This window comes from Enterobacter sp. ECC-019 (assembly GCF_043974075.1).
In the GTDB taxonomy this organism is placed as follows: domain Bacteria; phylum Pseudomonadota; class Gammaproteobacteria; order Enterobacterales; family Enterobacteriaceae; genus Enterobacter; species Enterobacter asburiae_D.
Window position 1 is genome coordinate 3,914,996 of the sequence record NZ_CP143759.1, and the last position, 11,829, is coordinate 3,926,824.

At 57.0% G+C, this 11,829-nt stretch carries 11 protein-coding genes; 7 read left to right on the forward strand and 4 right to left on the reverse strand.

Going from position 1 to position 11,829, the window contains the following annotated elements; genetic code table 11:
- The first annotated feature begins 4 nt into the window (after positions 1-4).
- From V1566_RS18540 to yejF, 4 genes are read left to right on the forward strand one after another with little or no spacing between them, the layout of a single operon-like run.
- Positions 5-1,810, forward strand: coding sequence for an extracellular solute-binding protein (locus tag V1566_RS18540; protein WP_395304273.1), 1,806 nt, complete (start codon positions 5-7; stop codon positions 1,808-1,810).
- A gap of 9 nt (positions 1,811-1,819) precedes the next feature.
- On the forward strand, positions 1,820-2,914 hold the full coding sequence (locus V1566_RS18545; RefSeq protein ID WP_395304274.1) for a microcin C ABC transporter permease YejB: 1,095 nt from the start codon (positions 1,820-1,822) through the stop codon (positions 2,912-2,914).
- Positions 2,914-3,939: an ABC transporter permease gene (locus V1566_RS18550; protein ID WP_395304275.1), complete on the forward strand. Its 1,026-nt coding sequence runs from the start codon at positions 2,914-2,916 to the stop codon at positions 3,937-3,939. The genes V1566_RS18545 and V1566_RS18550 overlap by 1 nt, the downstream gene beginning before the upstream one ends.
- A gap of 1 nt (position 3,940) precedes the next feature.
- Entirely contained in the window at positions 3,941-5,530 is a 1,590-nt protein-coding gene (yejF, locus tag V1566_RS18555; RefSeq protein WP_395304276.1) for a microcin C ABC transporter ATP-binding protein YejF, read from the forward strand.
- A 3-nt stretch (positions 5,531-5,533) separates the two neighbouring features.
- On the opposite strand, the gene V1566_RS18560 is transcribed toward yejF, so the two are convergent.
- The 3 genes from V1566_RS18560 to rsuA all read right to left on the reverse strand — a co-directional run bounded on the left by V1566_RS18560 (position 5,534) and on the right by rsuA (position 8,077).
- Complete coding sequence (locus V1566_RS18560; RefSeq protein WP_028013883.1) at positions 5,534-5,878, reverse strand: YejG family protein; 345 nt, start codon at positions 5,876-5,878, stop codon at positions 5,534-5,536.
- 279 nt (positions 5,879-6,157) lie between these two features.
- Positions 6,158-7,354: a Bcr/CflA family multidrug efflux MFS transporter gene (locus tag V1566_RS18565; RefSeq protein ID WP_395304277.1), complete on the reverse strand. Its 1,197-nt coding sequence runs from the start codon at positions 7,352-7,354 to the stop codon at positions 6,158-6,160.
- A gap of 15 nt (positions 7,355-7,369) precedes the next feature.
- Positions 7,370-8,077: a 16S rRNA pseudouridine(516) synthase RsuA gene (gene rsuA / locus V1566_RS18570; protein ID WP_032659004.1), complete on the reverse strand. Its 708-nt coding sequence runs from the start codon at positions 8,075-8,077 to the stop codon at positions 7,370-7,372.
- A 152-nt stretch (positions 8,078-8,229) separates the two neighbouring features.
- Here rsuA and V1566_RS18575 point away from each other — a divergent pair, with 152 nt between their 5' ends.
- Entirely contained in the window at positions 8,230-9,990 is a 1,761-nt protein-coding gene (locus tag V1566_RS18575) for a DEAD/DEAH box helicase (RefSeq protein WP_395304278.1), read from the forward strand.
- A 125-nt stretch (positions 9,991-10,115) separates the two neighbouring features.
- Positions 10,116-10,400 (forward strand): 50S ribosomal protein L25, encoded by a 285-nt coding sequence (gene rplY, locus V1566_RS18580; protein ID WP_395304279.1) that lies wholly within the window; start codon positions 10,116-10,118, stop codon positions 10,398-10,400.
- Positions 10,401-10,452: 52 nt separating this feature from the next.
- Here rplY and yejK read toward each other — a convergent pair whose 3' ends face one another.
- Entirely contained in the window at positions 10,453-11,460 is a 1,008-nt protein-coding gene (yejK, locus tag V1566_RS18585; RefSeq protein WP_008500957.1) for a nucleoid-associated protein YejK, read from the reverse strand.
- A gap of 134 nt (positions 11,461-11,594) precedes the next feature.
- Between yejK and V1566_RS18590 the strand changes: the two genes are divergently transcribed.
- Entirely contained in the window at positions 11,595-11,822 is a 228-nt protein-coding gene (locus V1566_RS18590; protein ID WP_008500958.1) for a YejL family protein, read from the forward strand.
- Positions 11,823-11,829: the final 7 nt, after the last annotated feature.

An 11,829-nucleotide genomic window follows, 5' to 3' on the forward strand; every position in this document is an offset into this window, starting at 1 on the left:
CGAGATGCTTACGCGCTTCATGTTGCTGATGTTGGCACTAACGAGCCTGTCCAGCCAGGCGCAGGCCATCAAAGAAAATATCGCCTTCGCGGTGATTGGCGAGCCGAAATATGCGGTCAATTTTACGCACTTCGATTACGTTAACCCTGCCGCGCCGAAGGGCGGAAAAGTCACGCTTTCCGCCACGGGGACATTCGACAACTTCAACCGCTTCGCCCTGCGCGGCGTGGCGGCCGCGCGGACGGAATCGCTTTACGATACGCTCTTTGTCACGTCTGATGATGAACCCGGCAGCTACTATCCGCTGATTGCCGATAACGTCCGTTACGCGGATAACTTCGCCTGGGCGGAAATCTCGCTGAACCCACGAGCACGTTTTCATGACGGTACGCCGGTGAAGGCCAGCGACGTCGCGTTCACCTTCCATAAATTCATGACCGAAGGCGTCCCCCAGTTCCGCATCGTGTACAAGGGCGCGTCCGTCAGAGCCATTGCGCCGCTCACCGTGCGCATCGAGCTGAGCGAACCGAACAAGGAGAACATGCTTAGCCTGTTCTCGCTGCCGGTGATGCCTGAATCGTTCTGGAAGAATCATAAGCTAAGCGACCCGCTTTCCACGCCGCCGCTGGCAGGCGGCCCATACCGCATCACCGACTGGCGCATGGGGCAATATGTCGTTTACTCTCGCGTCAAAGATTACTGGGCGGCGAACCTGCCGGTAAACCGCGGGCGCTGGAATTTCGACACCCTTCGCTATGATTACTACCTCGACGATAACGTGGCGTTTGAAGCGTTCAAAGCCGGCGCCTTCGATTTACGCGTAGAGAGCAGCGCCAAAAACTGGGCGACCCGCTATATCGGCAAAAATTTCGCAAAAGGCTATATCGTCAAAGACGAGCACAAAAATGAGTCGGCCCAGGACACCCGCTGGCTGGCGTTTAATATTCAGCGTCCGGTATTTAATGACCGCCGGGTGCGGGAAGCGATATCTCTGGCCTTTGATTTTGAATGGATGAACAAAGCGCTGTTTTACGGGGCTTACAGCCGCGCCAGCAGCTATTTCCAGAATACCGAGTACGCCGCGCGTGATTACCCGAAAGCCGACGAGCTGGTTCTGCTGGCGCCGCTAAAAGCGGAGGTTCCGCCGCAGGTGTTCACCACCGTGTTTCAGCCGCCCGCGTCGAACGGGGACGGCTACGACCGCGACAACCTGCTCAAAGCCAGCAAGCTGCTGGATGACGCGGGCTGGCACCTGAAAAATCAAAAGCGTGTGGATGCCAAAACGGGTAAGCCTCTCAGCTTTGAGCTGCTGCTCTCGTCCGGGGGCAACGATCAGTGGGTACTGCCGTTTAAGCACAACCTTGAGCGGCTGGGCGTGACCATGAACATTCGCCAGGTCGATAATGCGCAGATCACCAGCCGCATGCGCAGCCGTGATTACGACATGATGCAGCGCCTGTGGCCCGCCCAGCCGTGGCCCAGCTCGGACCTGCAAATCTCCTGGGCTTCCAGCTACATCGACTCCTCCTACAATGCGCCAGGGGTAAAAAGCCCGGCGATTGACGCGCTGATTGCGAAAATAGTGGCGGCGCAGGGGGATAAAGAAAAGCTCCTGCCGCTCGGGCGCGCCCTCGACAGGGTCTTAACCTGGAACTACTACATGCTGCCGATGTGGTATATGGGCGAAGATCGCCTGGCGCGCTGGGACAAGTTCTCCGTGCCTGCCGTGCGCCCTGTCTATTCCCTGGGCTTTGATACCTGGGGGTATGACGTTAACAAAGCCGCCAGACTTCCCGCTGAGCGGCGATAAGGAATCATCATGGGTGCGTATCTTATCCGTCGTCTCCTGCTGGTCATCCCCACCCTGTGGGCCATCATCACGATTAACTTTTTTATCGTGCAAATCGCCCCCGGTGGCCCGGTCGATCAGGCGATTGCCGCCATTGAATTTGGCAACAGCGGCGGCATGCCCGGCGGCGGCGGTGAAGGGATGGGCGCGAGCCATGCGCGAACCGGCGTAGGGAATATCAGTGAAAGCCATTATCGCGGCGGCCGCGGGCTGGATCCGGAAGTGATCGCCGAGATCACCCACCGCTACGGCTTTGACAAACCGATTCACGAGCGCTATTTCAAAATGCTCTGGGATTACATCCGCTTTGATTTTGGCGATAGCCTGTTTCGCAGTGCCTCAGTGCTAACGTTGATCAAGCAAAGCCTGCCGGTGTCGATAACGCTGGGGCTGTGGGGAACGCTGATTATCTATCTGGTCTCTATACCGCTCGGGATCCGCAAAGCGGTGTATAACGGCAGCCGCTTCGATATCTGGAGCAGCACGTTCATCATTATCGGCTATGCCATCCCGGCGTTTCTGTTTGCCGTCCTGCTGATTGTCTTTTTTGCCGGGGGAAGTTATTTCGACTTCTTCCCGCTGCGGGGGCTGGTCTCCGCCGATTTCAGTTCCCTGCCGTGGTATCAGAAAATCACTGACTATCTCTGGCATATCACGCTGCCGGTGCTAGCCACGGTCATCGGCGGGTTTGCGGCCCTGACCATGTTGACCAAAAACGCCTTTCTCGATGAAATACGTAAACAGTACGTCGTTACTGCCCGCGCCAAGGGCGTGAGCGAGAAGCAGATCATGTGGAAACACGTGTTTCGCAACGCCATGCTGCTGGTGATCGCCGGATTTCCGGCCACGTTCATCGGCATGTTTTTTACCGGCTCGCTGCTGATAGAGGTGATGTTCTCGCTCAACGGCCTGGGGCTGCTGGGCTATGAGGCTACCGTGTCGCGCGATTATCCGGTGATGTTTGGCACACTCTATATTTTCACCCTGATTGGCCTGCTGCTGAATATCATCAGCGATATCAGCTATACGCTGGTCGATCCCCGAATCGATTTTGAGGGCCGCTGATGCCGCGTTTAAGCCCCGTCAACCAGGCCCGCTGGGCCCGCTTTCGCCACAACCGCCGCGGCTACTGGTCGCTGTGGATTTTTGCCGTGCTGTTTGCCTTAAGCATGTGTTCGGAGCTGATCGCCAACGACAAACCGTTGCTGGTGCATTTTAACGACCGCTGGTACGTGCCGGTTATCGCCAACTACAGCGAAAGCGACTTTGGCGGCCCGTTTGCGACACCGGCGGAGTATCAGGATCCGTGGCTTCGCGATCAAATCGACAAGCACGGCTGGGCGCTCTGGGCACCGGTGCGCTTTGGCGCAAACAGCATTAACTTTGCCACCACCACCCCCTTCCCTTCCCCGCCCTCCGCGCAAAACTGGCTGGGAACCGATGCGAACGGCGGCGACGTGCTGGCGCGCATCCTTTATGGCACGCGAATCTCGCTTCTCTTTGGGCTGATGCTGACGATCTTCTCAAGTGTGATGGGCGTCGTGGCGGGTGCCGTTCAGGGTTATTACGGCGGGAAAATTGACCTGTGGGGCCAGCGGGTTATTGAAGTCTGGTCAGGTATGCCAACGCTGTTTCTGATCATCCTGCTTTCCAGCGTGGTGCAGCCTGGCTTCTGGTGGCTGTTAGGCATCACCGTCCTGTTCGGCTGGATGGCGCTGGTGGGCGTGGTGCGGGCGGAGTTTCTGCGCACCCGTAATTTCGACTATATTCGCGCCGCGCAGGCGCTTGGCGTGAGCGATCGCGGGATTATCTTCCGCCATATGCTGCCCAACGCGGTGGTAGCAACGCTTACCTTCCTGCCGTTTATTCTGTGCAGCTCCATCACCACCCTCACCTCGCTGGATTTTCTTGGTTTCGGGCTACCGCTGGGTTCCCCGTCACTGGGCGAACTGCTGCTGCAGGGCAAAAACAATCTGCAGGCGCCGTGGTTAGGCATCGCCGCCTTTCTTTCCGTGGCCGTGCTGCTTTCGCTGCTGATTTTTATAGGCGAAGCCGTGCGCGATGCCTTCGATCCGAACAAGGCGGTATAAAATGACCCAGCCTCTTCTGAGTATTGATAACCTGTCTATTGCTTTTTCAACGCAGGGCGAGACGCGCACCGTGGTCACCGACCTGTCGCTGCAGATCCAGCCCGGTGAAACGCTGGCCCTGGTGGGCGAGTCGGGTTCAGGCAAGAGCGTTTCCGCACTCTCCATCCTGCGGCTGCTGCCTTCTCCGCCGGTGAGCTACCCGCAAGGGGATATTCTGTTTCACGGCAGTTCGCTGCTGCATGCCGATGAACATACCCTGCGCGGCATTCGCGGCAACAAAATCGCCATGATCTTCCAGGAGCCCATGGTTTCCCTCAACCCGCTGCACAGCCTGGAGAAACAACTCTATGAAGTGCTCTCCCTGCACCGGGGGATGCGCAAAGAGGCCGCGCGGGGAGAAATTCTGGACTGTCTGGAACGAACGGGCATACGCAACGCGGCCAAACGGCTGAATGATTTTCCGCACCAGCTCTCCGGCGGTGAACGCCAGCGCGTGATGATTGCCATGGCCCTGCTCACGCGCCCCGAGCTGTTGATTGCCGACGAGCCTACAACGGCGCTGGACGTGACGGTACAGGCGCAAATATTGACGCTGCTGCGGGAACTGCGTGACGAGCTGAACATGAGCCTGCTGTTTATCACGCATAACCTGAGCATTGTGAGAAAGCTGGCCGACAGCGTCGCGGTGATGCAAAACGGACGGTGCGTTGAACAGAATACCGCGTCCACGCTGCTGAGCGCGCCGCAGCACCCCTATACGCAGCGTTTGCTCGACAGCGAACCCTCCGGCGACCCGGTTCCTCTCGCGGCTGACAGCACACCGCTGCTGCGCGTTGAGGATCTGTCCGTCTCGTTCCCGATCCGCAAAGGTCTTCTGCGGCGCATTGTCGACCAGAATCCGGTGCTGAAAAACATCCGCTTCTCGCTGCGCCCGGGAGAATCCCTGGGGCTGGTGGGCGAATCCGGTTCGGGTAAGAGCACCACCGGCCTGGCGCTGCTGCGCTTAATTGCCTCCCAGGGCGAGATCCTCTTTGACGATATGCCGCTGCACCGCTGGAACCGCCGTCAGATGCTGCCCGTGCGGCCCCGCATGCAGGTGGTGTTTCAGGATCCTAACTCTTCGCTTAACCCACGGCTCAGCGTGTTACAGATTATCGAAGAGGGTCTGCGCGTGCATCAGTCCGGCCTGAGCGCTCAGCAGCGAGAGCAGGAAGTTATGCGGGTGATGGCCGAAGTGGGCTTAGATGCCGAGACGCGTCACCGCTATCCGGCTGAATTCTCCGGCGGACAGCGTCAGCGTATCGCCATTGCCCGCGCGCTGATCCTGAAACCGGAGCTGATTATTCTGGATGAACCGACATCGTCGCTGGACAGAACCGTTCAGGCGCAGATCCTGGCCCTGCTGAAAGGGCTTCAGGAAAAGCACCGGCTGGCCTATATCTTTATCAGCCACGATCTACAGGTGGTGCGGGCGCTATGTCATCAGGTGATTGTGTTGCGACAGGGAGAAGTGGTCGAGCAAGGTGAGTGCCAGCGCGTATTTAGCGCGCCAACGCAGCGCTACACGCGCCAGCTGTTATCGGCAGACTAGCGGTCAGAACGGGTACTGGCCGGAGAAAGGCTCAGCAATGGCAACGCCAAAATTCTTCAGACGGCAGGTGGCGGCAAACTCGTCCTGGCTTTTCACAAACAGGCATGGCTCACCTTCGCACTCCAGTACGGAGCTGTCCACTTCGATATCCGTCAGGGCCTGACTGAGACGCTCCATCACCCGCCACGCATTTTCGTCGCTCGGACTCAACAGCTTGAGTGCTACCAGGCAGTTTTCGCAGCCAGCGACGCTTTGCGGAATCGGTTCAACTTTCGAACCTGCAAAACCCGCCGACCAGCGATAGCTCTGGGGCAAGCGATGGACAATGGAGAGTTGTAATGTATTCACGTTCGTTCCCCGGAAGCAAAATTTACTTCACAATTTATTTACATTTATAGTAACACATCATCGCCAGCCTGCACTATTCAGCGCTTTTTTATCCGTTTCCAGGCTTGCGTCGGCGCTATATGTACCCGTTTCTGCGATCTAACTCAACCTTTTTGAATACAATGATGTGACTTTTTACATAAATAGATTTTACATAAAATAAACAAACACGGAATAAACGAACGGAGGTTTGGTTGATATGCATCAACAAAAAAGGCCCTGCCGGGCCTTCTCTGTGTTTTAGTGGGCCGCTTTTCGCGGTCGACTGGCGTAAAGATAGAAGAGTATCGAGCTGGTTGCGCAAAAAGCCATCGCCCACAGCATCGGCCATGCCGTCGTAAAGGTGGCCATCGAAAGCAACGCGCCAACGATAGCGCCGATGCCGAAGCGGAACGTCCCCGCCAGGGAAGATGCGGTGCCCGCCATATGCGGAAACTCATCCAGGATCACCGCCATCGCATTAGATGACACCATCGACACGCAGCCGACAAAGGCCGCCACGCCGACCACCAGCGCCCAGAAGCCCACGCCCAGAAACGCACTCACCACCAGCCAGATAGCCATCACAAACTGGATCCACAGCCCGGCGCGGAACATGTTCAGCGCCCCCACCCGTCGGACAAAACGGCTGTTGATGATGGTCATGATGAACAGGAAGACGATGTTAAGCGCAAAGTAATAGCCAAAGTGCTGCGGCGAAACGTGGTTCAGCTCGATGTAGACAAACGGCCCGGCACTCAGGAAGGAGAACATCCCGGCGAAGCTGAACCCGCTTGCCAGCATATAGCTGAGCACGCGCTTGTGGCGAAACAGCGAGGCAAAGTTGCCTATTGTGGTTCGGATGTGGAATTTCTGACGGCGCTCGACGGGAAGCGTTTCATCTATAAAGAAGAAAATCATCGCCGAGGCCAGCAGCGCGGCCAGGGCCAGGATCCAGAAAATCGCGTGCCAGCTAAACCATACCAGCACCGCACCACCGGCCATGGGTGCCACCAGCGGCGCAATCGTCGTCACCAGCATCACGAACGACATCATCCGGGAGAACTCTTCCTTCGGGTAGATATCGCGCATCAGGGCGTTAATCACCACGCTTGCCGCTGCTGCCGCCAGACCGTGGAAGAAGCGCATGACAATCAGATGATCGATACTCTGCGCCAGCGCACAGGCCACCGCTGCGGCCGCAAAGACCAGCGTCCCGCCCAGAATGACGGGCTTGCGTCCAAGGCTGTCCGCCATCGGGCCATAAAACAGCTGGCCGAGGGCAAAGCCGAGAATATAGGTGCTGAGCGTCATCTGCGCGCTGCCCGCCGGGACGCCAAACTGTGCAGAAATCACCGGCAGCGCAGGCAGGTACATATCAATAGACAGCGGCATCAGCATGGCCAGCAGGCCAAGAATGAAGACGATTTTGAACGACGAGTGTGGCCTGGTGGTCACAGAGCTCTCCTGAAATTAGTGCGAAGGCAGACCGACGCTGGCGATCTCTTCTTCCGTTAACGGGCGATATTCGCCTGGCGCCAGGTCGGGATCGAGTTCAATCGCACCAATCCGCTCACGATGCAGGCCAACAACGCGGTTCCCCACCGCGGCAAACATACGTTTCACCTGATGGTAGCGCCCTTCGCTGATGGTCAGACGGACTTCGGTCGGCGTGATCACCTCAAGCACCGCGGGTTTGGTCAGATCTTTTTCATTATGCAGCTGAACGCCTTTCGTGAATTGCTCTGCCGTGTCATCCGACACCGGCGACTCCAGCGTGACCAGATAGGTTTTCTCGCAGTGGTGACGCGGGGAAGTAATGCGATGCGACCACTGCCCGTCGTCGGTCATCAGCACCAGGCCCGTGGTGTCGATGTCGAGACGGCCTGCGGCGTGCAGCTTGTGCGCCACCGGTTCATCGAGGAAATAGAGCACCGTCGGATGATCCGGATCGTCCGTTGAGCAGACGTAGCCTTCCGGCTTATTGAGCATGAAGTAGCGCGGACCGTGCTGCTGGGTCAGCGGATTGCCGTCATACTCCACCTGATGCTCAGGCTGAAGTTTGAAAGCGGTGTCTCTCACAATGTCGCCATCCACGGTAACGCGGCTGGCGCGAATTTCGCGCCCGGCAATAGCGCGGCTTACGCCGAGTTGCTGAGCGATAAACTTATCAAGTCGCATGAAATCTTTTTAGCCTTAATGATGCTGGAAGTCGGACTACGGGTCCGAAAAAAGAAGCAGTCTGGAACGGTTCAGTATAATGGTCTGGTTGCGCCACTCAAGGGAAAAAGTTTCGTGGCATACTATGTGCGAAATAACGAAACCGAGACCCTATGACTTTTACACTTCGTCCCTATCAGCAGGAAGCCGTTGACGCCACCCTCGCCTGGTTCCGTAAACACCGCGAGCCAGCGGCGATTGTGCTCCCGACCGGCGCAGGCAAAAGCCTGGTCATCGCCGAACTGGCGCGTCTGGCGCGCGGTCGCGTGCTGGTGCTGGCGCACGTCAAAGAGCTCGTCGCGCAAAACCATGCCAAGTATTGTGCGCTTGGGCTGGAAGCCGATATTTTCGCCGCCGGGCTGAAGCGCAAAGAGAGCCACGGCAAAGTGGTCTTTGGCAGCGTGCAGTCGGTGGCGCGCAATCTGGACCTGTTTCGCAGCGAATTTTCGCTGCTGATTATCGACGAGTGCCACCGCATCAGCGATGACGACGACAGCCAGTATCAGCAAATCCTGACTCACCTGAAAGCGGTGAACCCTCACCTGCGCCTGCTGGGCCTGACGGCGACCCCATTTCGTCTGGGGAAAGGCTGGATCTATCGCTACCATTATCACGGCATGGTGCGCGGCGATGACAAGGCCCTGTTTAGCGACTGCATTTACGAACTTCCGCTGCGCTATATGATTAAACATGGCTACCTGACGCCCCCTGAACGGCTGGATATGCCGGTGGTGCAGTACGATTTCAGCCGTCTGCAGGCGCAGAGCAACGGATTATTCAGCGAGGCGGATCTCAACCAGGAGCTGAAAAAGCAGAAGCGTATTACGCCGCATATCATCAGCCAGATAGAGGAGTTCGCCGCGACGCGCAAGGGGGTGATGATCTTTGCCGCCACCGTTGAGCACGCGCGAGAAATCACCGGGTTACTGCCCTCCGGCGACGCGGCGTTAATCACTGGCGAGACGCCCGGCCCGGAGCGCGACAACCTGATTGACGCGTTTAAGGCCCAGCGGTTCCGCTATCTGATTAACGTGTCGGTATTGACCACCGGCTTTGACGCCCCGCACGTCGACCTGATCGCCATTTTGCGCCCGACCGAATCGGTCAGTCTGTATCAGCAAATTGTTGGCCGCGGTCTGCGTCTTGCTCCGGGAAAAACCGACTGCCTGATTCTGGATTATGCCGGTAACCCGCACGATCTCTATACGCCTGAAGTCGGCGCGCCAAAAGGGAAAAGCGACAATGTGCCCGTACAGGTCTTTTGCCCAGCCTGCGGTTTCGCCAACACCTTCTGGGGAAAAACCACCGCCGACGGTACGCTAATCGAACACTTTGGCCGCCGCTGTCAGGGCTGGTTTGAAGATGATGACGGGCATCGCGAGCAGTGTGATTTCCGCTTCCGGTTCAAAAACTGCCCGCAGTGCAACGCCGAAAACGACATTGCCGCGCGCCGCTGTCGGGAATGCGACACGGTGCTGGTTGACCCGGACGACATGCTGAAAGCGGCGCTAAAGCTGAAAGATGCGCTGGTACTGCGCTGTTCCGGCATGGCGCTGCAGCCCGGCACCGATGAAAAAGGTGAGTGGTTGAAAATCACCTATTACGACGAAGACGGGGCGGACGTCAGCGAGCGCTTCCGGGTCCAGACGCCTGCTCAGCGAATGGCCTTCGAACAGCTGTTTATCCGCCCGCACACCCGCACGCCGGGGGTGTCCCTGCGCTGGATAACCGTGGCTGATATCGTGCGCCAGCAGATGTTATTGCGCCATCCGGATTTTGTCGTCGCCCGTAAGAAAGGCCAGTTCTGGCAGGTACGTGAGAAACTCTTTGACTACGAAGGTCGCTTCCGTCGCGCCAACGAATTGCGCGGCTAGCGGGACTTTTCATTGATGTGAGGGGCATTTGAGTATAAAATGCCGCCCGCTTCACATCCGTGAGGCAGAACACTCACCTGCTGCTGGGTCGCCTGTAGCAGGGTTTTAAATACAGAGAGAAATCAATGTTCACTATCGAAGCAGAAGTACGTAACGTGCAGGGTAAGGGTGCGAGCCGCCGCCTGCGTAACGCTAACAAGTTCCCGGCTATCGTTTACGGTGGCGAAGCTGCTCCAGTTGCAATCGAACTGGATCACGACAAACTGTGGAACCTGCAGACCAAAGCTGAATTCTACAGCGAAGTTCTGACCATCGTTGTTGGCGGTAAAGAAGAAAAAGTGAAAGTTCAGGCTGTTCAGCGTCACCCGTACAAGCCAAAACTGTCTCACATCGACTTCGTTCGCGCGTAATCGCAAACACGTCGAAAAAAAACCCCGCTTCTGCGGGGTTTTTTTATGGCTGTTATTTCCCGCCCGAGGTACGGCGCTGAAGCTGATCGCGCAGGTTCGGCGGCGTGCCTTTGATCGTCAGCGTATCGGTGGCCGGATCCCAGAAGATGCGTTCACCCAGCAACATCGCGTCAAAGTTGATGGTTAACCCACCGCCGCTGCCGGCAAACTTGGTTAACTGACGCAGCGTGCTGCGATCCGCCGGGAAGCTCTCTTCAAGCTCATAGCCTTTCTCCGCAGTGAATTCCTGGAAGCTGACTTCGCTGACGCCCGCCAGCTCTTTTGACAGGGACTCCAGCTCAATCTCTTCCCCTGCCTGCAGCTGTTCGTTGCAGTAGCTGTAGACCTGCTGACGCACGGTCTGGCGCTCAGATTTGTCGAGCTGCGCTTCTGCTGTGAAGTCGTCAACCGCCTGGAGCAGCCCTTTGTTCTGCGCTTTGGCGTTGAGACCTTCGCTGGCACCGAGGAAATCCATAAAGAAATCCGCCACTTTGCGGCCCACGCGCCCCTTCAGGAATGTCAGGTAGCGGGTCGACTCCGGGTTGGTTTCCCATTCGGTCAAATCAATGCGCGCCACGATATCCGCATGGTTGATATCCAGATAATGGGTTGAGCTGATATCCAGCTGCTCGTTCACGCGCATGCTGCTTAAGTTATTCAGCACGGTAACCAGCAGATATTCTACTGCCAGATAGCGGTAGTGGCAGAACAGCACGATCCCGCCGTCGGCGAACGGATATTTCGCCAGCTCGTCGCGCAGACGCCCGGTTGCGGCGCGGCTAAACGCCAGAAAATCCTCTTCGCCCTGACGCTGCAGGCGCAGACTATCAGCCAGCTCACTCTCTTCGCTGAACAGGCCATAGGCTTTATTTTTGGCACTGTAGACGCGATGCAGCTCTGCCATCATCTCCACAACGGTCGCCGTGGGTTCCAGTAACGAATCGCGCAGCACCACTTCAAGGGTTTGCTCATCACGCTTGATAAGCTGGTGCAAGGCAATCTGGTTGATTTCCAGACTCATGATAAACTCTCCTTTTAGACCGGGCGGTATTCAACCACCACCAGGACATGTGTGCAACAACAGATAAAAAAGGGGAAAAAAAGCTGTTGCTACGGTAATATGTTGCCCTTTCATCAACAAACTGATTTTGATTTATGCCACAACATTCCCGCTACAGTGATGAACACGTTGAACAACTGCTCAGTGAGCTGGTCAACGTACTGGAAAAACATAAAACGCCGACCGATCTCTCCCTGATGGTTTTGGGAAATATGGTCACCAACCTGATTAACACCAGCGTTGCTCCGGCTCAGCGTCAGGCGATCGCAAAATCGTTCGCCCAGGCTTTACAGTCGTCCGTCAGCAACGACCCGGCCCATTAAGGGATAC